Origin of the sequence: Streptomyces sp. NPDC002838 (assembly GCF_040295365.1) — a bacterium.
Classification (GTDB): Bacteria; Actinomycetota; Actinomycetes; order Streptomycetales; family Streptomycetaceae; genus Streptomyces.
This window is the reverse complement of sequence record NZ_JBEOVF010000019.1, coordinates 71,335-94,373: the sequence shown is the minus strand read 5'-3', so window position 1 is coordinate 94,373 and position 23,039 is coordinate 71,335. Positions and strand designations below refer to the sequence as shown.

General features: G+C 70.1%; 17 protein-coding genes. 5 read left to right on the top strand and 12 right to left on the bottom strand.

Going from position 1 to position 23,039, the window contains the following annotated elements:
• Positions 1-193 precede the first annotated feature (193 nt).
• Positions 194-1,312, top strand: a complete 1,119-nt coding sequence (locus ABT063_RS24120) for a glycerate kinase (RefSeq protein ID WP_351060069.1) — start codon at positions 194-196, stop codon at positions 1,310-1,312.
• Positions 1,313-1,387: 75 nt separating this feature from the next.
• Here ABT063_RS24120 and pssA read toward each other — a convergent pair whose 3' ends face one another.
• The 9 genes from pssA to ABT063_RS24075 all read right to left on the bottom strand — a co-directional run bounded on the left by pssA (position 1,388) and on the right by ABT063_RS24075 (position 12,297).
• Positions 1,388-2,206: a CDP-diacylglycerol--serine O-phosphatidyltransferase gene (gene pssA / locus ABT063_RS24115; protein ID WP_351060066.1), complete on the bottom strand. Its 819-nt coding sequence runs from the start codon at positions 2,204-2,206 to the stop codon at positions 1,388-1,390.
• 22 nt (positions 2,207-2,228) lie between these two features.
• On the bottom strand, positions 2,229-2,885 hold the full coding sequence (locus tag ABT063_RS24110; RefSeq protein WP_351059877.1) for a phosphatidylserine decarboxylase: 657 nt from the start codon (positions 2,883-2,885) through the stop codon (positions 2,229-2,231).
• Positions 2,886-3,055: 170 nt separating this feature from the next.
• Positions 3,056-4,261 carry an acyl-CoA dehydrogenase family protein gene (locus tag ABT063_RS24105; protein WP_351059874.1) on the bottom strand — a complete coding sequence of 402 codons (1,206 nt, stop codon included), beginning with the start codon at positions 4,259-4,261 and terminating at the stop codon, positions 3,056-3,058.
• 2 nt (positions 4,262-4,263) lie between these two features.
• Entirely contained in the window at positions 4,264-4,776 is a 513-nt protein-coding gene (locus ABT063_RS24100) for a MaoC family dehydratase (protein WP_351059872.1), read from the bottom strand.
• A gap of 5 nt (positions 4,777-4,781) precedes the next feature.
• Complete coding sequence (locus tag ABT063_RS24095) at positions 4,782-5,741, bottom strand: HpcH/HpaI aldolase/citrate lyase family protein (protein WP_351059869.1); 960 nt, start codon at positions 5,739-5,741, stop codon at positions 4,782-4,784.
• The gene (locus ABT063_RS24090; protein ID WP_351059866.1) at positions 5,738-7,765 is read right to left on the bottom strand and encodes an ethylmalonyl-CoA mutase; all 2,028 of its coding nucleotides are present in this window, start codon (positions 7,763-7,765) and stop codon (positions 5,738-5,740) included. The genes ABT063_RS24095 and ABT063_RS24090 overlap by 4 nt, the downstream gene beginning before the upstream one ends.
• Before the next feature lie 8 nt (positions 7,766-7,773).
• Entirely contained in the window at positions 7,774-9,111 is a 1,338-nt protein-coding gene (ccrA, locus tag ABT063_RS24085; protein WP_351060063.1) for a crotonyl-CoA carboxylase/reductase, read from the bottom strand.
• Between the two features lie 386 nt (positions 9,112-9,497).
• Positions 9,498-10,307 (bottom strand): TetR family transcriptional regulator, encoded by an 810-nt coding sequence (locus ABT063_RS24080; protein WP_351059863.1) that lies wholly within the window; start codon positions 10,305-10,307, stop codon positions 9,498-9,500.
• 184 nt (positions 10,308-10,491) lie between these two features.
• Positions 10,492-12,297 carry a 3-hydroxyacyl-CoA dehydrogenase family protein gene (locus ABT063_RS24075; RefSeq protein WP_351059860.1) on the bottom strand — a complete coding sequence of 602 codons (1,806 nt, stop codon included), beginning with the start codon at positions 12,295-12,297 and terminating at the stop codon, positions 10,492-10,494.
• 426 nt (positions 12,298-12,723) lie between these two features.
• Between ABT063_RS24075 and ABT063_RS24070 the strand changes: the two genes are divergently transcribed.
• Positions 12,724-13,299: an adenylosuccinate lyase gene (locus tag ABT063_RS24070; RefSeq protein WP_351059857.1), complete on the top strand. Its 576-nt coding sequence runs from the start codon at positions 12,724-12,726 to the stop codon at positions 13,297-13,299.
• 155 nt (positions 13,300-13,454) lie between these two features.
• On the opposite strand, the gene ABT063_RS24065 is transcribed toward ABT063_RS24070, so the two are convergent.
• The 3 genes from ABT063_RS24065 to ABT063_RS24055 form a co-directional block, all read right to left on the bottom strand.
• Positions 13,455-13,853, bottom strand: a complete 399-nt coding sequence (locus ABT063_RS24065; RefSeq protein WP_351059854.1) for a RidA family protein — start codon at positions 13,851-13,853, stop codon at positions 13,455-13,457.
• 56 nt (positions 13,854-13,909) lie between these two features.
• The gene (locus ABT063_RS24060) at positions 13,910-15,487 is read right to left on the bottom strand and encodes an alpha/beta hydrolase (RefSeq protein ID WP_351059851.1); all 1,578 of its coding nucleotides are present in this window, start codon (positions 15,485-15,487) and stop codon (positions 13,910-13,912) included.
• A 136-nt stretch (positions 15,488-15,623) separates the two neighbouring features.
• Positions 15,624-16,661: an Rv2578c family radical SAM protein gene (locus ABT063_RS24055; protein ID WP_351059848.1), complete on the bottom strand. Its 1,038-nt coding sequence runs from the start codon at positions 16,659-16,661 to the stop codon at positions 15,624-15,626.
• A gap of 169 nt (positions 16,662-16,830) precedes the next feature.
• On the opposite strand from ABT063_RS24055, the gene ABT063_RS24050 reads away from it, so the two are divergent.
• From ABT063_RS24050 to ABT063_RS24040, 3 genes are all read left to right on the top strand, one after another.
• Positions 16,831-17,274, top strand: a complete 444-nt coding sequence (locus tag ABT063_RS24050) for an SRPBCC family protein (protein WP_351059845.1) — start codon at positions 16,831-16,833, stop codon at positions 17,272-17,274.
• A gap of 152 nt (positions 17,275-17,426) precedes the next feature.
• Positions 17,427-19,829 (top strand): MFS transporter, encoded by a 2,403-nt coding sequence (locus tag ABT063_RS24045; protein WP_351059842.1) that lies wholly within the window; start codon positions 17,427-17,429, stop codon positions 19,827-19,829.
• 738 nt (positions 19,830-20,567) lie between these two features.
• The gene (locus tag ABT063_RS24040) at positions 20,568-23,033 is read left to right on the top strand and encodes an ATP-binding SpoIIE family protein phosphatase (RefSeq protein ID WP_351059840.1); all 2,466 of its coding nucleotides are present in this window, start codon (positions 20,568-20,570) and stop codon (positions 23,031-23,033) included.
• Positions 23,034-23,039: the final 6 nt, after the last annotated feature.

Sequence of the window (23,039 nt, the reverse complement as noted above, 5' to 3'; positions counted from 1 at the left end):
GGCGGTGCCCGCGCAGGGTTCGGGCCGCCCGCAGGGACGCTTCCCGGCCTCGGTCCACGGGCCGGTCGGTGCATGACGGCGGGGTGCTCCTCCGGTTAAGGTCACAGCGGCGCGACTGGCCCTGACGTGCGTCGGGCCCGGAGAGCAAGGGGATGGCAAGGTGGCGGACGCTGCAGTGAACGGTGCCCAGAGGGTGCTCATCGCCGCGGACAAGTTCAAAGGGTCGCTGACGGCCGTACAGGTCGCCGAGCGGGTGACGGCCGGGCTGCGTCGGGTCGTCCCGGACCTCCAGGCGGAGGCACTGCCCGTGGCCGACGGCGGCGACGGGACGGTGGACGCGGCGGTCGCGGCCGGATTCGAACGGCGGGAGGTACGGGTCGCAGGTCCCCTCGGCCAGGAGGTGACGGCGGCCTTCGCGCTGCGCGGCGGCACGGCGGTCGTGGAGATGGCGGAGGCGAGCGGGCTGCAGCGGCTGCCGGCCGGCGTCTTCGCGCCGCTCACGGCGTCCACGTACGGCTCCGGCGAACTGCTGCGGGCCGCGCTGGACGCGGGCGCCCGGACGATCGTGTTCGGCGTCGGCGGCAGCGCGACCACGGACGGGGGCGCGGGAATGCTGTCCGCGCTGGGCGCGCGGTTCCTGGACGCGGACGGGGAGCCGGTGGCACCGGGCGGTGGCGGCCTCGCCGACCTGGCCTCGGCGGACCTCTCGGGCCTCGACCCGCGCCTGGCCTCCGTCGAGCTGATCCTGGCCAGCGACGTCGACAACCCGCTGACCGGCCCGAAGGGCGCGCCCGCGGTGTACGGCCCGCAGAAGGGCGCCTCGCCGGACGACGTGCAGACGCTGGACGCGGCGCTGGCGCACTACGCGAAGGTGCTGGAGGAGACGATCGGCACGAAGGCCGCGGAACACGCCGCCTCGCCGGGCGCGGGCGCGGCGGGCGGCATCGGCTACGGCGCCCTCCTCCTCGGCGCGCGCTTCCGCCCCGGCATCGAGGTCATGCTCGACGTCCTGGGCTTCGCGCCCGCACTGGCGAAGGCCACCCTGGTGATCACCGGCGAGGGCTCCCTGGACGAGCAGACGCTGCACGGCAAGGCCCCGGCGGGCGTCGCCGCGGCGGCCCGTGCGGCGGGCAAGGAGGTCGTCGCGGTGTGCGGACGCCTCGCCCTTCCGCCGCAGGCGCTCGGCCGGGCCGGGATCCGGCGGGCGTACCCCCTGACGGAGGTCGAGCCGGACGTGGCGAAGTGCATCGCAGACGCGGGGCCGATCCTGGAGCGGGTGGCGGAACAGATCGCGCGGGACTTCCTGACCTGAGGGAGCTCCTCCCGAGGCAAAGCCGAAGGGCCCCGAGCCAAGCAGCTCGGGGCCCTTCGGGTTGTCCTACGACCGCTACGGCAGCTGCGCCGCCCGCGCCTCACGCCGGTTGTCGCGGAAGTTGTTCACCCGGCGAGCCGTGGCGAACAGCGGGATCACCGCGCCCATGACCAGCTGGAGCGCGCAGCCCGTCTGAAGGAGCAGCTGTCCGCTCGGCGCGTCGAACGCCCACGCGGCCAGCAGGCCCATCGACAGGACGATCCAGGAGAGCATCGCCACCGCGAGGCGGCCCCGCGGCTTCGGGTACTCCACCCGGCTCACCATCAGCCACGCCGTGCCGAGGATCGCGAGCAGCGTCGCCACGAAGGGCAGCTCGAGGAGCACGATCGAGACCACCGTCAGCGCGCCGAACGGCGACGGCATGCCCTGGAAGGTGCCGTCCTTCACCGTCACGCAGGAGAATCTGGCCAGGCGGAGCACCACGGCCAGCAGCACGACGATCGCCCCGACCGCGGCCACCCGCTGGTGCGCGTCGTCCGCGACCATGCCGTACACGAGTACGAAGTACGCCGGTGCCAGGCCGAAGCTGATCAGGTCCGACAGGTTGTCCAGCTCCGCGCCCATCGGAGAGGAACGCAGCTTCCTTGCCACCAGGCCGTCGAAGAGGTCGAAGACCGCCGCGCACAGCATCAGGATCACCGCCGTGGCCGCGCTGTGGCGGGCCATGCCGGACTCCTGGCTGCCGGTGAGGTGCGGGATCAGGATGCCGGTGGTGGTGAAGTACACCGCCATGAAGCCGCACGTGGCGTTGCCGAGAGTGAGGGTGTCCGCTATCGAGAGGCGGAGAGAGAGGGGCATCTCCTCCTCTTCGTCCGCCTCGTCCGCCTCGGGCACCCAGCCCGCCTGGGTTTCTGGATCAATCACGGTCAATGCGAGTCACCCCAGCCACGGTCTTCTGGCCGACCTCGACCGCGACCTCCACGCCCTCAGGCAGGTAGATGTCGACGCGTGAGCCGAACCGGATCAGACCGATGCGGTCGCCCTGCTCGACCTTCGTGCCCTGCGGGATGTACGGCACGATGCGACGGGCCACCGCGCCGGCAATCTGGATCATCTCGATGTCGCCGAGTTCGGTGTCGAAATGCCAGACTACGCGCTCGTTGTTCTCGCTCTCCTTGTTGAACGCCGGAACGAACCCGCCCGGGATGTGCTCGACCGACGCCACGGTGCCGGAGAGCGGCGCACGGTTGACGTGGACGTTGAGCGGGCTCATGAAGATCGCGACGCGGGTGCGGCCGTCCTTCCACGGCATGATGCTCTGCACCACACCGTCGGCGGGCGAGATGACCCGGCCCTGGGTGATCTCGCGCTCGGGGTCGCGGAAGAACCACAGCATGCCCGCCGCGAGCGCGGTGGCGGGCACGGCGACGGCCTTGGCGGCGCCGGACTTGCGCGCGCGTACCAGGCTGAGGGCTGCGGTGGCGACCGTCGGGAGGAGCCACGGCGATGCTCCGCGCGCGAGGCGTACGCCTGCCAGGCTGTCGCGATGTGCAGAGGTTTGGCTGTGGGGCATGGATGACCTTCGTAGCGGATGATGCCGCGCTGCGTGAGGGGGACGGCGGCTTTCCCGGGATCGTACCGGTCGCGGGCCACAACTGGGCAAGCCAGGAAGCCGAGTCGGCGGCTGAAGAGTATTGACGGGGTGTGATCTTCTTCTCGAAGAAAACACCCCAAACCGCACATCTAGCCCTGGAATCGATACTCTTCGAGTAGCCTGCGACCGATGATCATTTTCTGGATCTCGGCGGTACCTTCACCGATCAGCAGCATCGGAGCCTCACGGTAGAGGCGCTCGATCTCGTACTCCTTGGAGAAGCCGTAGCCGCCGTGGATCCGGAAGGAGTCTTCCACGACCTCCTTGCAGTACTCGGAGGCGAGGTACTTCGCCATCCCTGCCTCAAGGTCGTTTCGCTCCCCGGAGTCCTTTTTGCGTGCCGCGTTCACCATCATCGCATGAGCGGCCTCCACCTTGGTAGCCATCTCCGCGAGCTTGAACTGGATGGCCTGGTGCTGGGCGATCGGCTTGCCGAAAGTGTGACGCTGCTGGGCGTACTGGACGCCCAGTTCGAACGCACGCTGAGCGACGCCACAGCCACGCGCCGCCACGTTGACGCGTCCGACCTCCACGCCGTCCATCATTTGGTAAAAACCTCGGCCGGTGCCGCCGCCGAGCACGCGATCGGCCGGAATCCGCAGGCCATCCATGATGAGCTCGGTGGTGTCGACGCCCTTGTAGCCCATCTTGTCGATCTTCCCCGGGATGGTGAGACCCGGGCGGACCTCTCCGAAGCCGGGCTCCTTCTCGACCAGGAAGGTCGTCATCGACTTGTGGGGCGCGGTGCCCTCGGGGTGTCCTTCGTCACTTCGGACGAGTACGGCAACCAAGGTTGACGTTCCGCCATTGGTGAGCCACATCTTCTGGCCGTTCAGGACGTACTCGTCGCCGTCCCTGACCGCCTTCGACGTGATCGCCGAGACGTCCGAGCCCAGGCCCGGCTCCGACATCGAGAAGGCACCGCGGATCTCGCCCAGCGCCATCTTCGGCAGGAAGTAGTCCTTCTGCTCCTGCGTGCCGTGCTGCTTGAGCATGTACGCCACGATGAAGTGCGTGTTGATGATGCCGGACACCGACATCCAGCCACGGGCGATCTCCTCCACGCACAGCGCGTACGTCAGGAGGGACTCGCCCAGACCCCCGTACTCCTCGGGGATCATCAGACCGAACAGGCCCAACTCCTTGAGCCCGTCGACGATCTGCTGCGGGTACTCGTCGCGGTGCTCCAGCTCGGTGGCGACCGGGATGATCTCCTTGTCCACGAAGTCGCGGACGGTGGAGAGAATCTCCTGCTGGATGTCGGTCAGACCGGCGGTCTGGGCGAGTCGCGCCATGACTACTTCTCCTGGTCCTTGAGCTGGGGCCGGCCCGGCTGCTCGCCGCCGCGCTCCTTGATGTACGTCTCGGTGGGCACCATCACCTTGCGGCGGAACACGCACACCAGCGTGCCGTCCTGCTTGTAGCCCTTGGTCTCGACGTGGACGATGCCGCGGTCGTTCTTCGACTTCGACGGCCACTTGTCGAGCACGGTCGTCTCGCCGTAGATCGTGTCACCGTGGAAGGTCGGCGCCACGTGCTTGAGGGACTCGATCTCCAGGTTGGCGATCGCCTTGCCGGAGATGTCCGGCACGGACATGCCGAGCAGCAGCGAGTAGATGTAGTTCCCGACGACGACGTTCTGGCCGAAGTCCGTCGTCTTCTCCGCATAGTTGGTGTCCATGTGGAGCGGGTGGTGGTTCATGGTGAGGAGACAGAACAGGTGGTCGTCGTACTCCGTGACCGTCTTGCCCGGCCAGTGCTTGTACGTCGCCCCGACCTCGAACTCCTCGTAGGTGCGTCCGAACTGCATGGCCGTCACGCCTCCGGGATCTCGAACGTGCTGGTGCGTCGCATGCCGGCGGCGCGTCCCTTGCCCGCGATGACCAGGGCCATCTTGCGGCTGGCCTCGTCGATCATCTCGTCGCCGAGCATCGCGGAGCCCTTCTTGCCGCCCGCCTCTGACGTGTAGTAGTCGTACGCGTCCAGGATCAGCTCGGCGTGGTCGTAGTCCTCCTGGGAGGGCGAGAAGATCTCGTTGGACGCCTCGACCTGACCCGGATGGAGCACCCACTTGCCGTCGAAGCCGAGCGCGGCGGCGCGCTGGGCGACCTCGCGGTAGCCCTCGACGTTGCGGATCTGGAGGTAGGGGCCGTCGATCGCCTGGAGGTTGTTGGCGCGGGCGGCCATCAGGATCTTCATCAGGATGTAGTGGTAGGCGTCCGCCGGGTAGCCGGGCGGCTGCTCGCCCACGACCAGCGACTTCATGTTGATCGACGCCATGAAGTCGGCAGGGCCGAAGATGATCGTCTCGATGCGTGGAGAGGCCTGAGCGATCTCATTGACGTTGTTGAGGCCCTGGGCGTTCTCGATCTGCGCCTCGATGCCGATGCGGCCGACCTCGAAGCCCATGGTCTTCTCGATCTGGGTCAGGAGCAGGTCCAGCGCGACGATCTGCTGGGCGTCCTGAACCTTCGGCAGCATGATGCAGTCGAGGTTCGGGCCGGCGCCCTCGACGACCGTGACGACGTCTCGGTACGTCCATTCGGTCGTCCAGTCGTTGACGCGCACGACCCTCGTCTTGCCCGTCCAGTCACCTTCGTTGAGGAACTTGACGATGGTGTGCCGCGCCTCGGGTTTGGCGAGCGGCGCGCACGCGTCCTCCAGGTCCAGGAAGACCTGGTCCGCCGGGAGACCCTGCGCCTTCTCCAGGAAGCGGGGGTTGCTCCCCGGCACGGCGAGGCAGGAGCGCCGCGGACGAAGACGGTTGACGGTCATGCGGGGACCTCCAGGGGGTCGAGCTTGTTCGCTTTGCGGATCTCGTCGACGATGCGGCCGATGATTCCGGTGATGTCGAAGTCCTTCGGAGTGAAGACCGCGGCCACTCCGGCGGCCCTGAGCTGCTCGGCGTCACCGTTGGGGATGATGCCACCGGCGATCACCGGAATGTCTGTGGCACCGGCCACACGCAGCCGCTCCAGCACGTCCGGCACCAGTTGAGCATGCGAGCCGGACAGGATCGACAGGCCGACCGCGTGCACGTCCTCGGCGAGGGCCGCGTCCACGATCTGCTCGGGCGTGAGCCGGATGCCCTGGTAGACCACCTCGAACCCGGCGTCGCGGGCCCGCACGGCGATCTGCTCGGCGCCGTTGGAGTGGCCGTCCAGGCCCGGCTTGCCCACCAGGAAGCGAAGCTTGCCGACGCCGAGGTCCTTCGCCGTCAGGTCCACCCCGCGGCGCACCCGGGCCATCGCGGTCCCCTCCTCGGCGGCGACGGCCACCGGCGCGGACGACACGCCCGTCGGCGCCCGGAACTCGCCGAACACCTCGCGCAGCGCCCCGGCCCACTCGCCGGTCGTGACCCCGGCGCGGGCGCACTCCAGGGTGGCCTCCATGAGGTTGGCGGTGCCCTTGGCGGCCTCCTTCAGCTTCTCCAGCGCCTTGCAGGGGCGTGGGTGGTTGAAGGGCGGCTGGTAGCGCGTGTCGCGCCAGTGCTGCAGCGAGGCGATGACGCGGGCCTCGACGGCCGGGTCGACCGTCTGGATGGCTGTATCGAGGTCGGCCGTCAGTGGATTCGGCTCGGTCGTCTCGAAGACGTTGACGCCCACGATCTTCTCTTGACCGGACTCAATACGGGCCCGGCGCTCGGCGTGCGAGGCGACGAGCTGCGACTTGAGATAGCCGGACTCGACGGCCGCCATCGCGCCGCCCATCTCCTGGATCCGCTCCATCTCGGTGAGCGATTCCTCGACGAGTTCGCTCACCTTGGCCTCGATCACCTTCGAGCCCTCGAAGATGTCGGCGTACTCCAGCAGGTCGCTCTCGTACGCGAGTACCTGCTGCATGCGCAGCGACCACTGCTGGTCCCAGGGGCGGGGCAGACCCAGCGCCTCGTTCCAGGCCGGGAGCTGCACGGCACGCGCGCGTGCGTCCTTCGAGAGGGTCACCGCGAGCATCTCCAGCACGATCCGCTGGACGTTGTTCTCCGGCTGGGCCTCGGTCAGGCCCAGGGAGTTGACCTGGACGCCGTAGCGGAAGCGGCGGTGCTTGGGGTCCTCGATGCCGTACCGCTCACGGGTGACGCGGTCCCAGATGCGGCCGAACGCCCGCATCTTGCACATCTCCTCGATGAAGCGGACACCCGCGTTCACGAAGAAGGAGATACGGCCGACGACGTCGCCCATGCGCTCCTGCGGCACCTGGCCGCCGTCACGCACGGCGTCCAGCACGGCGATCGCCGTCGACATCGCGTACGCGATCTCCTGGACCGGCGTGGCGCCCGCCTCCTGCAGGTGGTAGCTGCAGATGTTGATCGGGTTCCACTTCGGGATGTGGGAGACCGTGTACGCGATCATGTCCGTCGTGAGCCGCAGCGACGGCCCCGGCGGGAACACGTGCGTGCCCCGCGACAGATACTCCTTGACGATGTCGTTCTGGGTCGTGCCCTGGAGCTTGGTGACGTCCGCGCCCTGCTCCTCCGCGACGACCTGGTAGAGCGCCAGCAGCCACATGGCGGTGGCGTTGATCGTCATCGAGGTGTTCGTCTGCTCCAGGGGGATGTCCTGGAACAGCCGGCGCATGTCACCGAGGTGCGCGATCGGCACGCCGACCCGGCCCACCTCGCCGCGGGCGAGGATGTGGTCGGAGTCGTAGCCGGTCTGCGTCGGCAGGTCGAACGCGACCGACAGACCTGTCTGACCCTTGGCGAGGTTGCGCCGGTACAGCTCGTTGGACGCCTCGGCCGTGGAGTGACCGGCGTAGGTCCGCATCAACCACGGCCGGTCCTTCTGACGCTCACTCATCTATGACCTCAGATGTTCCGGAAGCGGTTGATGGCGTCGACGTGCTGGGCGCGCTTCTCCTCGTCGCGCACGCCGAGGCCCTCCTCGGGCGCCAGGCACAGGACGCCGACCTTGCCCTGGTGGAGGTTGCGGTGCACGTCGTAGGTGGCCTGGCCGGTCTCCTCGAGGGAGTACACCTTCGACAGCGTCGGGTGGATCTTGCCCTTGGCGATGAGCCGGTTGGCCTCCCAGGCCTCGCGGTAGTTGGCGAAGTGCGAGCCGATGATCCGCTTCAGGGACATCCACAGGTAGCGGTTGTCGTACTCGTGGTTGTAGCCCGAGGTCGAGGCACAGGTGACGATCGTGCCGCCCTTGCGCGTGACGTAGACGGAGGCGCCGAAGGTCTCGCGGCCGGGGTGCTCGAAGACGATGTCGACGTCCTCCCCGCCGGTGAGTTCGCGGATGCGCTTGCCGAAGCGCTTCCACTCCTTGGGGTCCTGGTTGTGCTCGTCCTTCCAGAACTTGTAGTCCTCGGCGGTGCGGTCGATGATCGCCTCGGCGCCCATGGCCCGGCAGATCTCCGCCTTCTGGGGGCTGCTCACCACACAGACGGGGTTGGCACCGCCCGCGAGCGCGAACTGCGTGGCGTAACTGCCGAGTCCGCCGCTCGCGCCCCAGATCAGGACGTTGTCGCCCTGCTTCATGCCGGCGCCGTTCCTCGACACCAGCTGCCGGTACGCGGTGGAGTTGACCAGCCCGGGAGCGGCGGCCTCCTCCCAGCTCAGGTGGTCCGGCTTGGGCATCAGCTGGTTGGACTTGACGAGGGCGATCTCCGCCAGCCCGCCGAAGTTGGTCTCGAAGCCCCAGATGCGCTGCTCGGGGTCGAGCATCGTGTCGTTGTGGCCGTCGGAGGACTCCAGCTCGACGGACAGGCAGTGCGCGACGACCTGGTCGCCCGGCCTCCAGGCGTTGACGCCGGGGCCGGTGCGCAGGACGACGCCCGCGAGGTCGGAGCCGATGATGTGGTACGGCAGGTCGTGGCGCTTGGTGAGCTCGCTGAGCTTGCCGTAGCGCTCCAGGAAACCGAAGGTCGACAGCGGCTCGAAGATCGAGGTCCACACCGAGTTGTAGTTGACCGAGGAGGCCATGACGGCCACCAGGGCCTCGCCCGGGCCGAGCTCCGGCAGCGGAACGTCGTCCAGGTGCAGTGACTTGCGCGGGTCCTTGTCCCGGGTGGAGATACCCGCGAACATCTCCGTCTCGTCCTTGTGCACGGTGATCGCGCGGTACGACTCGGGGAGCGGCAGAGCGGCGAAGTCGTCCGGCGTGGAGTCCGGTGACTGGATCGCGTCCAGGATGTCCTTCATGGTCACGGTATTGCCTCCGGCGAATGGCGTCTTGAGGGGAGACGCTGAGGGTTACGTCGGTGCTGCTGAGGGATGAGGGGTGCCGTCGGTTCGGCGGTGGTGCTGTTCGGCAGCGCTTTGTGGCGCGGGAGGTTGCCTGTGACGCAGGCGTCCGGGTGCGCAGGCCGATGGGCCTTGCTGGGACAGCCGCCCGGACTCCTTCAAGGTATGACACCGCGTGTCACCTCGCAAGGCACTGAGTGCCAGAACTTGCTCTCACATGAAATCTTTACGTAACAAATGAGCGATGATCGATCGAATGGCCTCTTGGGGAGAGGCGAAAAGGGCCTCTGACATGCCAAAACGGCCACCCGGTGGGTGGCCGTCGTCACAGCGGGGAGGAGGGTTCAGCGGTCCTTGAGGGCCTGCTCGATGGTCCGCATGACCTCGTCGAGCGGGGCATCGGTGCGGGCGACGGTCACCAGCACCTCACCCTGTGTGGCGGCCGTCGCCGCGGCCGGTTTCGGGGACGTGGTGCGGCCGGCCATGATCCCCGTCCCGAACGTCTTGCGTACGATCGCGAAGGCGTGGTCCAGCTGCGCCTCGACGTCCCCCTGGCCGCCCGCCCGCAGCCAGCGCCGCAGGACGTGGTTGTGGGCGGTGACCACGGCGGACGCGGCGACCTCCGCCAGCAGCGGGTCGTCGTTGGCGTCGTCGTCGTGCGCGTGTTCGTCGAAGTGGCCGAGCAGGTAGCGGGTGAAGAGGCGCTCGTAGCGGGCCACCGACGCGATCTCCGCCTCGCGCAGGGTGGGCACCTCGCGGGTGAGCTTGTAGCGGGCGACCGAGATCTCAGGCCGGGCCGCGTACATCCGCATGACTTCCTTGATGCCGCGGCACACCGTGTCGAGCGGGTGCTCGTGCGCGGGGGCGGCGTTGAGGACCGCCTCGGCCCGGATCAACGTGTCGTCGTGGTCCGGGAAGATCGCCTCTTCCTTGGAGCGGAAGTGGCGGAAGAAGGTGCGGCGGGCGACCCCGGCCGCGGCTGCGATCTCGTCGACGGTGGTCGCCTCGTACCCCTTGGTCGCGAACAGCTCCATCGCCGCGGCCGCCAGTTCTCGGCGCATCTTGAGCCGCTGGGCGGCGGCGCGGCTGCCTGCGGCACGTTCCGGCGCGTCGGGCGTAGCTGGTGTACGTGAGGACTTGGCGGGCTGGGACATGAGGTGAACGTACTGCATGTGCGCAGCTTGATGCGCATGTCCCCGGGTTCCCCCGCCCTCCGGGGGCGGGGGAGTGCCGGGCCCGGCGGGTGGGGGCGAGCCGTGCCGGGAGGGCGGGGGAGAGCCGGCCGGATCGAGCAGTCCGCCCCACTCCTGTCCTGCTCCGAACCAGTCGCCGGGATCCTCAGCGCCGGGCATGTTCGCGGAAGCCGCGGCCCGTCTTGCGGCCGAGGCAGCCCGCGGCCACCAGGTGCTCCAGGAGCGGCGCCGGAGCCAGTCCCGGGTCGCGGAACTCACGGTGCAGAACCTTCTCGATGGCCAGGGAGACGTCCAGGCCGACGACGTCCAGGAGCTCGAAGGGGCCCATCGGGTAGCCGCCGCCCAGCTTCATCGCCGCGTCGATGTCGTCAAGAGACGCATAGTGTTCCTGCACCATCTTGATCGCGTTGTTGAGGTACGGGAACAGCAATGCGTTGACGATGAAACCCGCCCGGTCTCCACAGTCGACCGCATGCTTCTTGATCTTGACGCAGACCTCGCGGACCGTCGAGTGGACGTCGTCCGCCGTCAACACGGTACGGACCACCTCGACCAGCTTCATCGCCGGCGCCGGATTGAAGAAGTGCATCCCGATCACGTCCTGCGGACGCGAGGTGGCACGGGCACAGGCGACCACGGGCAGCGATGACGTCGTGGTGGCCAGCACCGCGCCCGGCTTGCAGACCTTGTCCAGCGCCGCGAACAGCTGCCGCTTGACCTCCAGGTCCTCGGCGACGGCCTCCACGGCCAGGTCGACGTCGGCGAAGGCGTCGTACGAGCCGGCCGGAGTGATCCGGTCCAGGGTCTGCGCGGCGGCCTCGGCGGTCAGCCGGCCCTTGTCGACGGAGCGCGAGAGCGACTTGCCGATCCGGGCCTTGGCGGCCTGCGCCTTCTCCTCGCTGCGGGCGGCGAGCACGACCTCGTACCCGGCCTTGGCGAACACCTCGGCGATGCCGGACGCCATGGTGCCCGAGCCCGCGACGCCGACCGAGCGCACCGGACGGCCCGGGGCGAGGTCCGCGCCCTCCAGCGGCGTCAGCGCGTCCCGCACGACGGTGGCGCTGCCCGGGGCCTCGTAGGTGTAGAAGCCGCGGCCCGACTTGCGGCCGGTCAGGCCCGCCTCGCTGAGCTGCTTGAGGATCGGCGCGGGGGCGTGCAGGCGGTCGCCGGACTCGGTGTACATGGCGTCCAGGACCCTGCGGGCGGTGTCGACGCCGATCAGGTCGAGCAGGGCGAGGGGGCCCATCGGCAGCCCGCAGCCGAGCCGCATCGCGGCGTCGATGTCCTCGCGGGAGGCGTACTTGGCCTCGTACATCGCGGCCGCCTGGTTGAGGTAGCCGAACAGCAGCCCGTCGGCGACGAATCCGGGCCGGTCGCCGACCGCGACGGGCTCCTTGCCCAGCTCGACGGCGAGGTCGGTGACCGCGGCGACGGCCTGCGGCGCGGTCAGCACCGAGGAGACCACCTCGACCAGCCGCATCGCCGGGGCCGGGTTGAAGAAGTGCAGGCCAAGGACGCGCTCGGGGCGGGCCGAGTCGGCCGCCAGCCGCGTGACCGACAGGGCGTTGGTGCCGGTCGCCAGGATCGTCTCGGGCCGCACGATCCCGTCGAGTTCGCGGAAGATCTGCTGCTTGATCGAGTACGACTCCGGAGCCACCTCGATGACCAGGTCGGCGTCGGCCGCGGCACGCAGATCGGTGGAGGTGCGGATCCGGGCGAGCAGGTCCGTGCGCTCCTGTTCGGTCAGCCGCCCGCGCTTCACGGCGCGGGCCGTCGCGGCCTCCAGGGTGGCGACCGACTGGGCGGCGGCGGCCTCGCTGATGTCGATGCCGACGACCTCGCGGCCGGCCTGGGCCAGGACCTCGGCGATGCCGGTGCCCATGGTGCCGAGGCCGACGACGGCGACGGTCTTGAGCGGGGACAGAGGGGTGTCGGACAGGGGAGTGGCCATCGCGGGACTCCAGGTGAGGGTGACGACTGGGAGCGCGCCCGGGTGCGCCGGGTGAGGCCTGGCCGAAGCCGGACCGACGGGCGCACCGGGTGCGAGAGGAATGCGGGTGTTGCCGGGCTGCGAGCGCACACGCCCGGTGCCGTGGTGCCGGGCGCGCACACGCCCGGAGAACGGCGGGAACCGACCGGCCCTGTCCCGGGGCCGAGCCGTACTGAGGTACGCGATGTACCGAACCGACTTCCCCCACTGCCTCGAAGGTGTGGGAGGGACTCCCATCGCGGTGGCTGCGTCACCAGGCCACCACGAGCAGATCCGCGAGTGGGTAACTCGCTCGTATGAGCTTAACTCGTGGGTAACGAGCGCGCCAGCCCCCGAGTTTGTGATGTGGGTCCCGCGGCCCGGACGGCACGCATAATCTCGGGTTCCATGGACGAAGAGTTGCGATCACTCACGGAACGCTTACGGCAGGAGTCCGGGGCGTCGGCCGTGTACGACCGTCTGGTGGCGACCGAGGACCTCGACGAGCTGGCCGGAGTGCTCACCGAGCCCGGGCAGCCGTTGTGGGCCAGGGAGCTGGCCGCGTTCCGGCTCGGCGTCGTGGGCGACCGGCGCGCCTTCGAGTCCCTCGTCCTGCTCCTCAACCACCGCGACCCGCCGCGCTGCGCCTCCGCCGCCCACGCCCTGGCCCGCCTCGGGGACCCTCGCACGGCCCGCGCGGCCGCCGCTCTCGCCACCAACGAACTGCGCGTCGCCTACGCCCTGCACCCGGTCCGGCTCCTGGTGGAACTGCGCGCCCCCGAGGCCGTACCGGCGCTGATCACCACCCTTGGACGGCGGCTGCGCCCGCACGACCCCTACCGCCGCGTGGCCCTCGCGTGCGTGGAGGGGCTCGGCGCGCTGGGTGACGCCCGCGCCAGACCCGTACTGAACGAGGCCCTCGCGCACCCGGCGCTCGCCGAGGCGGCGGTGCACGCACTGGCGCGGATACCCCGGCAGCGGTGAGTCGTCAGTCCCCGAGCTTCTTGGTACCGCACTTCGGGGACGGCGACGCCGTCCACCTCGAAGGGGTCCTCGGCGCCGTCAGCGCGGATGCTGTCCTCCCGCCAGCCGGTCGCAGTCGGCGACGGTCATCTCCCGCACCCGCACCCGCGGAGCCCTCACTCGCTCACCACCGCGAACGCCTCGATCTCCATCAGGAATTCGGGCCGGACCAGCGAGGCCACCTGGACCGCCGAGGCGGTCGGCAGGCGGTCGTCGGGTATGTGGGTGGCGCGGGTCGCGCGGATCGCGGGCATGTGGGCCATGTCCGTGACGAAGTAGGTGAGTTTGACGACGTCGTCGAAGGTGGCGCCCGCGGCGGCCAGGCAGCGGCGGAGGTTCTCGAAGACCTGGCCGGCCTGGGCCGCGGGGTCGCCCTCGCCGACCAGCTTGCCGTCCTCGTCCAGGGCGACCTGGCCGGAGACGGCCACGAAACGGCCTGTGCCCAGGACGACGTGGCTGTACTGGGTGGCGGGGGCGACTCCGTCGGGGGCGGGAATCCTCGTCAGCTCACTCATGCGTCCATGGTGGACCATGGGACTGACAGCGCCCCCGACGGATCGTCAGGCCGGACTCAGCCGCGGAAGCCGATCAGCCCGTGCAGCGTCGAACCACGCGACGACGTCGACGCGGCCTTCGAGTTCAGCGGCTCGGGATCGGGCAGCGCCTGGCACACCGCGTCGGCCTCACCGGCGCCGCGCGGCACCGAGCCGTCGGTCAGGTAGTCCGCCAGGTACTTGTCCAGGCAGGTGTTCCCGCTCAGCGAGATGCCGTGGTTCCCACCGCCCTGCTCGACCACGAAGCTGGAGCGGGCGAGCAGCCGGTGGACCGTCGCGCCGCCCTGGTACGGGGTGGCCGCGTCGTCCGTCGCCTGGAAGATCAGCACCGGCGGCAGCTTGCCGTTGGCGACGTTCACCGGGTGCAGCGACCGAGTCGGCCAGAACGCGCACGGCGCGTTGTACCAGGCGTTGTTCCAGGTCATGAAGGGCGCCTTCTCGTACACCGCCCAGTTGTCCTTGCGCCACTGGTTCCAGTCGCGCGGCCAGGAGGCGTCCCCGCACTCCACGGAGGTGTAGATGCTGTAGCCGTTGTCGCCCGCGGCGTCGACGGCGGCGAAGTTCTCGTACGCCTCGACCAGCGGATCTGCGTTCTTGTCGTTCACATAGGCGGCGAACGCCTCGGCGAGGTAGGGCCAGTAGCCGTTGTAGTAGCCGCCGGGGAGGAAGGTGTCCTCCAGCTCGGAGGCGCCCACCTTGCCGCCGGCCGGCTTCTTGGTGAGCGAGGCACGCATCGCGTACCACTTGGCCTCGATCTTCTCGGGATCGGTGCCGAGCTTGTAGGTGGCGTCGTACTTCGCGATCCACGCCATCAGTGCACGGTGGCGGTCGTTGAACGCGTAGTCCTGGGCGAGGTTGTCGTCGTACCAGACACCGGTCGGGTCGACGACGGAGTCAAGGACCAGGCGCCGCACCCGGTGCGGGTAGAGCTTGCCGTAGACCGCGCCGAGGTAGGTGCCGTACGAGTAGCCGAAGTAGTTGATCCGCTGGACGCCCAGTGCCCTGCGGATCGAGTCCATGTCCTTCGCGGCGCTGATCGTGTTGATGTACGGCAGTACGCTCGCGTACTTCTTGCCGCAGGCGGCGGCGAAGGACTTGGCGCGCGAGAGGTTGGCCTTCTCGATCGCGGGGGTGCTCGGTACGGAGTCCGGGCGCACCGGGTTGAAGTAGCCCGGCTCGCAGTTGAGCGCGGGCTTGCTCGCGCCCACCCCGCGCGGGTCGAAGCCGATCACGTCGTACTGTGCCGCGACCGCCTTGGGCAGCGAGGACGCGACGTATCCGGCGAGCGTCAGACCGCTGCCCCCGGGGCCGCCGGGGTTGACCAGCAGCGGGCCCTGGTACTTCTGCGCGGTGTGCGGGACGCGGGACAGTGCGAGCGTGATCTGCCGCCCGTGCGGGTTCGCGTAGTTGAGCGGCACCTTGAGGGACGCGCACTGGAGAGTCGGATAGTCGGTGGTGCCGCATTTCGTCCAGGTGAGCTTCGCGGCTTGAGCGGTTTCCGCGGCCCGTGGAGCGCTCGCCTCGGCGGGCAGGGCCGTGACGGTACCGGCCACGACGACGGCGGCACCGCACAGCGCGGCTGCGCGTTTTCTCATGGAGTCCTCCCAGGACGGAGGGGCTTCGGACCGCGAGGGTCACGGTCCACGCCGCATCGTCCCGGAAAGCACGCTCGGAAGAACGCGTTCTGGCAATTCTTGACCCAATCGGGTCGCGGGATGCGCTCGAATGATCTCAGATAAGCGTAAGTTGGGTCGGTTCGGTCAGATTCGGCTCAACCGGCTCCGGCTCCCGGATGCGCCGCGGCATCCCTCCGCGCGCGGGACCGATGCCGTACTCCTCGGCGAGTTCGTGGACCTGACGGGTGATCCGGCGCTGGTACCACTTCGGGGCGTAGGCGCCGTCCGCGTACAGCCGCTCGTAGCGGCGCACCAGATGCGGGTGCTCCCGGGTCAGCCAGGCCATGAACCACTCGCGGGCCCCGGGGCGCAGATGCAGCACCAGAGGAGTGACCGACGTGGCCCCGGAGGCGGCGATGGCCCGTACGGTGACCCGCAGTTGGGCCGGGTGGTCACTGAGGAACGGGATGACCGGCGCCATCAGGACACCGCACCCGATGCCGTGCTCGCCGAGGGTCCGTACGACCTCCAGGCGCCGCTCCGGCGCCGGCGTGCCCGGCTCGACGGTGCGCCACAGGTCGGGGTCGGTGAAGCCGACCGAGACGGAGATGCCGACGTCCGTCACCTGTGCCGCCTGCGTCAGCAGGTCGAGGTCGCGCAGGATCAGCGTGCCCTTCGTCAGGATCGAGAAGGGGTTGGCGTGGTCGCGCAGGGCGGAGAGGATGCCCGGCATCAGGCGGTAGCGGCCCTCGGCGCGCTGGTAGCAGTCGACGTTGGTGCCCATCGCTATGTGCTCGCCCTGCCAGCGGCGCGAGCCGAGCTGGCGGCGCAGCAGCTCCGGCGCGTTCACCTTGACCACGATCTGGGAGTCGAAGTCCAGGCCCGTGTCGAGGTCCAGGTAGCTGTGCGTCTTGCGGGCGAAGCAGTACACGCACGCGTGCGAGCAGCCCCGATAGGGGTTGACCGTCCATTCGAACGGCATGCGCGAGGCACCCGGCACCCGGTTGATGATCGAGCGGGCCCGCACCTCATGGAAGGTGATTCCGCGGAACTCGGGCGTGTCGAAGGTGCGGGTGGTCACCGCGTCCGCGCCGAACAGCGCGGCGTCGGCCCGGCTGTGTTCGCCGGACTCTGTGAGGTTCTCCCAGCGCATGAGGCCTCCTCGGTAGCACTGCCGCATAGAATAGAACACATGTTCCCTTGATCGTGCGACCCGTATGTTCGATCACTGTGCGATCGCTTCCGGACCCCGATTTGGGCGGCCGGGGAGCGGGGTGGTTGGCTTGCCCCAAGCCCGAGAACTCAGGTCCTGGAGGAAGTCAATGGCGCAGGTCGAGGCCACTACGGAGCGGATCGTCGCGGCGGACGCGGAGAAGGTGTTCGACGCCCTCGCCGACTACACCGGCACGCGCGCGAAGCTGCTGCCCGAACACTTCAGCGAGTACGAGGTGCGCGAGGGCGGCGACGGCGAGGGCACCCTCGTCCACTGGAAGCTCCAGGCCACCAGCAAGCGCATCCGCGACTGCCTCCTGGAGGTCAGCGAGCCCACCGACGGCGAACTCGTCGAGAAGGACCGCAACTCCTCGATGGTCACCACCTGGCGGGTCACCCCGGCCGGCGAGGGCAAGTCCCGGGTCGTCGTCACCACCACCTGGCAGGGCGCCGGCGGCATCGGCGGCTTCTTCGAGAAGACCTTCGCGCCCAAGGGTCTGGGGCGGATCTACGACGCCGTGCTCGGCAAGCTCGCCGCCGAGGTCGAGAAGTAAGCCCAACGGGCCATCCGTGACGGCGCGTTGGCCCCCTCACCGGTTCGAGTGGATCTCTCCGTCGCCTTTCGGTACGGCGTAACTCGTCGCGCTTGCACGCAGTTGTCGCTTTACGCGGGAATTGTGTGGCAGCGCGACGAGGGGAGCGATACGTGGGCGGGGTCACTCTGGTACAGGACGAACCGGCCGCGGCGCCCCCGCAGAGCCCCGCACCGCCGCCGGACCCGAGCGCCGAACTCAGCCCGCGCCGGGTGCGGTTGGTCTTCCTCGCGCTGATGCTCGCGCTGCTGCTGGCGGCGCTGGAGCAGATGATCGTCGCCACCGCGCTGCCGAAGATCGTCGGCGAACTGCACGGTCTGGACAAGATGTCCTGGGCGATCACCGCCTACCTCCTCACGGCCACGGTCGGACTGCCGATCTACGGCAAGCTCGGCGACCTCTACGGCCGCAAGGGTGTCTTCCAGTTCGCGACCGTCGTCTTCGTCGTCGGATCCGCCCTCGCGGGCCGGGCCGGGACCATGGACCAGCTGATCGCCTACCGCGCGGTGCAGGGCGTCGGCGCGGGCGGTCTGATGATCGGCGTGCAGGCGATCATCGCGGACATCGTGCCGCCCCGGGAACGCGGCCGGTTCATGGGCCTCATCGGCGCCGCGTTCGGCCTCGCCTCGGTCGCCGGACCCTTGCTCGGCGGCTACTTCACCGACCACCTCTCCTGGCGGTGGTGCTTCTACGTCAACGTGCCCTTCGGCCTGATCACCCTGGCCGTCGTCGCCGTCGTACTGAAGCTGCCGAAGCCGACGGCCAAGCCGCGGCTCGACCTGCTTGGTGCGCTGCTGCTCACCGCCGCCTCCACCTGCCTGGTGCTGCTGACCAGTTGGGGCGGCACCGAGTACGCCTGGGACTCGCGCGTAGTCCTCGGCCTCGGCGCGGGCGCGGTGGCGGCCACCGTCCTGTTCCTCGTCGCCGAGCACTTCGCGGCCGAACCCCTCATCCCGCTTCGGCTCTTCAGGGATTCCGTCTTCAACGTCACTGGCTTGGTGGGTCTGGTGATCGGCGTCGCCCTGTTCGGCGCCGCCAGCTATCTGCCGACCTTCCTGCAGATGGTCGACGGGGCCTCCGCCACCGAGTCGGGCCTGCTGATGTTGCCGATGATGGCCGGCATCGTCGGCGCCTCGATCATCTCGGGCCAACTCATCAGCCACACCGGGCGCTACAAGATCCATCCGATCCTCGGCAGCCTCCTCGCCGTGGCCGGCATGTGGCTGCTGTCCCGCCTCGACGCCGACACGCCCCGACTGCACTACAGCATCTGGATGGCCGTCCTCGGCGTCGGCATCGGCATGGTGATGCCGGTCCTGATCCTCGCCGTGCAGAACTCCGTGCGCCCCGCCGACCTCGGCACCGCCACCAGCGCCAACAACTACTTCCGGCAGATCGGCGGCAGCGTCGGCGCCGCGATCTTCGGCACCCTCTTCGCCGACCGGCTCGCCGACGCGCTGCACGAACGCCTGCCCGCGCGCGCGGGCGCACAGCTTCCCGACTCCGATTCCATCACCCCGCAGCTCGTCCACGCGCTGCCCCCGGCGGTGCGCGACGGCTACATCCGGGCGTACGCCGACGCCATGCCGAGGATCTTCCTCTACCTCGTGCCGGTCCTCGTCCTCGGCCTGCTCATCGCTCTCTTCCTCAAGGAAAAACCCCTGGTGAACGCCACCGGGTCGCACAACGCCCCCGCCACCGAGCCGGAGGCCGCGCAGGTGAACACCCCCATGCCGCAGGCCCGTTCGCCGTACGCCGCCGGAAACCCCGTCTGCGGCACCGTGCAGCACCCCGACGGGACCGTCGTACCCCGCGCGGCGCTCACCCTGATCGACGTCACCGGACAGCAGGTCGGGCGGGGCGCGAGCGGTGAGGACGGGCGGTACGCGCTGGCCACGCCGGGCTCAGGGGCGTACGTCCTGATCGCCGCGGCGGGTGGCCACCAGCCGCGGGCGGTCTCCGTGACCGTCGGGGAGCGGCCCGTCGAGCTGGACGTCGTCCTCGGGGCCGCCGGTCGCCTCGCCGGGACCGTGCTCACCGCGGACGGCACCCCGGTGCGCGACGCCACCGTCACGCTGACCGACGTGCACGGCGAGGTCGTGGCCACCACCCGCACCGGCCCCCAGGGCGGCTACGTCATCACCGAGCTGGTGGCCGGCGAGTACACCCTCGCCGCCGGCGCGCACGGGTTCCGCCCGGCCGCGTCGCCCGTGACCGTCCGGGCCTCCCGGGACACCCGCCAGGACATCGAACTCGCGGGCGGCGCCTCGCTGCGCGGCACCGTGCGGGCCGGCGGCGGACGGCCCGTCGAGGACGCGCGCGTGACCCTGCTGGACGTGGCGGGCAACGTCGTGGACACCCTCACCACCGGCCAGGACGGAACCTTCCGGTTCGTCGACCTGGCCTCCGGCGAGTACACGGTCATCGCCGTCGGCTACCCGCCGGTCGCCACCGTGCTCCAGGTGGCGGGCGGGGGACACACGGACCGGGACCTGCATCTGGGGCACGAGGACTGACCCGGGTCGGCGCGCCCGCCCTATGAGAACGGGTGGCCCGGCCCTACGAGCACGGGTGTCCCGTGCTACCAAGACCGGCGTGCTGCCCCGCGTGTCTCGGTGTGTCTGTCCACGAGTTCCGGCGCCCCCGTCCAACGTCGTGCGTCCGCCCCGCGAGTCCCGCGCGCTGCCCACGAGCCTCGGCGCGCGCCCGCCCTATGAGAATGGGTGGCCCGGCCCTACGAGCACGGGCGTCCCCGCGCTATCAAGACCGGAGCCGCCCCGCGAGTTCCGGTGTCCGCGCCCCGCGCTCGGTGCGTCCCGCATGCCGCCCAACGAACCCCGGGGCGCCCCTCACGAGCAACGGCGTCCGCGCCCAACGAGTCTCGGTGCGCCTGCCCCGCGAGTTCCGCCGCCCCCGCCCCACGAGTCTCGGCGCGTTCGTCCCATGAGGTCGCGCTCCCGCCCCGAGGCTCAGTGCGCCCACCTCACAGCCCTGGTGCGTTCGCCCCACGAGCTCCGGCCCTCGCGCCCCGAGGCCCAGTACGCCCACGCCCCAAGCCACTGGCGCGCCCCGCCCACGGCCACCGGCGCCCAGCCATGCGCACGAGCGCCGGCGCGCGCCGTGGGCCAGTTCGTGCGCCGGTGCGATCCCCTGAAAGCAATTCCCCCGTTGGCGCACATCGTGACCGACCGCCGCCGTACGGTGGTGACGGCGGCACAGATCTTGCGGAGCCGTGGGGAGAGAGGGCCTGGGCCATGGACCGTGGCACCGAGAGGGACGTGTCTCCCAGCCGCGGAGCTGGGGACGGCGCGGTGGGACGCACCGCCGCCGGCCGCGTCCCACTGGCCGTGGTCGTGGTCGACCGCGACGGACTGGTGTCCCACTGGAGCACGGGCGCGCGACGCCTGTTCGGCGCCGCCAAGGAGGAGGCGATCGGACGGCAGGCGGTCGATCTGCTGCCCGTCTCCGGAGCGCTGCCCGAGGAGGACGCCGCTCCCTACGGGGCGTACGCGGCGTACGACGGTCTCGGACCCGGTCTCGAGTCGTCCCTCGACGGAGGGCTGTCTTACCCTGCCGCGGGCCGCGCCCGCCTCACCGTGCCCGGGCGGGAGCGGGTGGACGTCCTGTGGTGGGCCTATCCGCTTGTGGGCCCCGGGCGGGAGCGGCTGCTGGTGCTGGCCGCCGACGCGGGCGGGCTGCGGCTGGACCACGCCGAAGAGGGCGCCGAGGACGTGGCGTTCGAGCGGATCGCACCCGGCTTCGCGCTGCACACCGACTTCCCCGGCGCCGAGGAACTCGCCCGTCGGCTCCCCGAGATCCTGCCCAGCATGAGCGTCGAGGAAAGCGCCCGCATCGTCGCGCAGATCCTCGAACTGGGCTATCCCGTCCTGGAGTTCAGTCAGAACGACCGGGTACCCGTCACCCCCGACTGGGGCGTGCCCCGGCGCGCGGAGCGCAGGGCCCGCCGGGAACGAGCGGCACTCGCGGCCGCGGCCGGTCAACCCCTGCCGGAAGACCTCGCCGACGAGGGCGAGGACCTCGAGTACGCCGCCGTCCGCGAACGCCTGGAGTTCCTCAACGAAGTCAGCGGCCGCATCGGCACCTCCCTCGACCTGTCCCGGACGATCGTCGAGGTCAGCAAGGCCGTCGTGCCCCGCTTCACCGACGTCGCCGGCACCTATCTGCGCGAACAGGTCGTCGCCGGTGAGGGCTTTCCGGAGGGCGTGCCGGACACGACCACCATGTGGCACCGGGTCGCCGTCGAGCACACCGACGAACCCGGCCGCTGGGACGACGTCGTACCGGTCGGCGAGGCCATGCCGTTCCCGGCGCACACACCGTTCTTCCAGTGCATGACCAGCGGCGAACCCGTCCTCGTGCCGCGCATCAGCGAACAGATGGGCCACGCCATCGCCTCGCAGTTCGAGAAGCGGGACATCCGGCCCCTCATCACGGGCCGCTCCATGCTGGTCGTCCCCCTGAAGGCACGCAACGTCGTCCTCGGCTTCATGATCCTGCTGCGGCACCCGGAGCGCGTCGAGTTCAACGACATGGACCGGGTCACCGGCGCCGAACTCGCCGCCCGCGCGGGCCTCGTACTCGACAACGCCCGTATGTACACCTACCAGGAGAGCGTCGCCGAGACCCTCCAGGACAGCATGCTGCCGCACATCCCGCCGCGCATGGCGGGCTGCGACATCGCCACCCGCTATCTGCCCGGCACACTCCTCGGGCGTGTCGGCGGCGACTGGTTCGACTCCGTGAAACTGCCCGGCGCCCGCACCGCCCTGGTCGTCGGCGACGTCATGGGCCACGGCCTCAACTCCGCCGCCATGATGGGCCAGTTGCGTACGGCCGTACAGACCATGGCCGCCCTCGACCTGCCGCCCGCCCAGCTGCTGCGCAACCTCGACGACCTCGCCCAGCGCCTCGGCGACACCTACCTCGCGACCTGTCTGTACGCCGTCTACGACCCGATCGCGAGCGAGCTCCACCTCGCCAACGCCGGTCACATCCCGCCCGTCCTGGTCCGCGCCGGGGACGGCGGCAGCGAGCTGCTCGACCTGCCGACGGGCGCGCCCATCGGTGTCGGCGGGGTGCCCTTCGAGGCGGTACGCGTGCGCGTGCAGCCCGGCGACCGGCTCGTGATGTGCACCGACGGACTGGTGGAGATGCGGGGCGAGGACATCGGCGTGGGCCTGGCGACCCTCTGCGAGTCCGCCGCCCACCCGGCCGCGTCCATGGACGACGCCTGCGACACGATCATCCGCGCCCTCAACACCCGCGGCGGCCGCAAGGACGACGTGGCCCTGCTGATGGCCCGCCTCAACGGCATCGAGCCGGACGACGTGGCCGAATGGCGGCTCTCCCTCGACCCTGGGGAGGTCGGCCGGGCCCGCGCGGTGGTCCGCGAGCAGCTCCACGACTGGGGGCTGGCGAGGCTCGCGTACACCGCCCAGCTGCTGGTCAGCGAGCTCGTCACCAATGCCGTACGGCACTCCCGCAGCCGCCCCGTCGACCTGCGCCTGGTGCGCGGCGACACCCTGCTGTGCGAGGTGGACGACGACGACCACGACCTGCCCACCCTGCTGAGCGCCGGTCCCGGCGACGGGTTCGGGCGCGGCCTGCGTGTGGTCAGCACCCTGGCGCGGGAGTGGGGCACCAGCCGGACGAAGGCCGGCAAGACCGTGTGGTTCGAGCTGACGCTGCCGCGGCGCTGACCGACC

What these genes read in the sequence shown, in the direction of transcription:
- ABT063_RS24110 (WP_351059877.1), bottom strand. Translation starts at nt 2,885, where the DNA reads ATGCCCCACAGCCAAACCTCTGCACATCGCGACAGCCTGGCAGGCGTA.
- ABT063_RS24105 (WP_351059874.1), bottom strand. Translation starts at nt 4,261, where the DNA reads ATGGCGCGACTCGCCCAGACCGCCGGTCTGACCGACATCCAGCAGGAG.
- ABT063_RS24100 (WP_351059872.1), bottom strand. Translation starts at nt 4,776, where the DNA reads ATGCAGTTCGGACGCACCTACGAGGAGTTCGAGGTCGGGGCGACGTAC.
- ABT063_RS24095 (WP_351059869.1), bottom strand. Translation starts at nt 5,741, where the DNA reads ATGACCGTCAACCGTCTTCGTCCGCGGCGCTCCTGCCTCGCCGTGCCG.
- ABT063_RS24090 (WP_351059866.1), bottom strand. Translation starts at nt 7,765, where the DNA reads ATGAGTGAGCGTCAGAAGGACCGGCCGTGGTTGATGCGGACCTACGCC.
- ccrA (WP_351060063.1), bottom strand. Translation starts at nt 9,111, where the DNA reads ATGAAGGACATCCTGGACGCGATCCAGTCACCGGACTCCACGCCGGAC.
- ABT063_RS24080 (WP_351059863.1), bottom strand. Translation starts at nt 10,307, where the DNA reads ATGTCCCAGCCCGCCAAGTCCTCACGTACACCAGCTACGCCCGACGCG.
- ABT063_RS24075 (WP_351059860.1), bottom strand. Translation starts at nt 12,297, where the DNA reads ATGGCCACTCCCCTGTCCGACACCCCTCTGTCCCCGCTCAAGACCGTC.
- ABT063_RS24070 (WP_351059857.1), top strand. Translation starts at nt 12,724, where the DNA reads ATGGACGAAGAGTTGCGATCACTCACGGAACGCTTACGGCAGGAGTCC.
- ABT063_RS24065 (WP_351059854.1), bottom strand. Translation starts at nt 13,853, where the DNA reads ATGAGTGAGCTGACGAGGATTCCCGCCCCCGACGGAGTCGCCCCCGCC.
- ABT063_RS24060 (WP_351059851.1), bottom strand. Translation starts at nt 15,487, where the DNA reads ATGAGAAAACGCGCAGCCGCGCTGTGCGGTGCCGCCGTCGTCGTGGCC.
- ABT063_RS24055 (WP_351059848.1), bottom strand. Translation starts at nt 16,661, where the DNA reads ATGCGCTGGGAGAACCTCACAGAGTCCGGCGAACACAGCCGGGCCGAC.
- ABT063_RS24050 (WP_351059845.1), top strand. Translation starts at nt 16,831, where the DNA reads ATGGCGCAGGTCGAGGCCACTACGGAGCGGATCGTCGCGGCGGACGCG.
- ABT063_RS24040 (WP_351059840.1), top strand. Translation starts at nt 20,568, where the DNA reads ATGGACCGTGGCACCGAGAGGGACGTGTCTCCCAGCCGCGGAGCTGGG.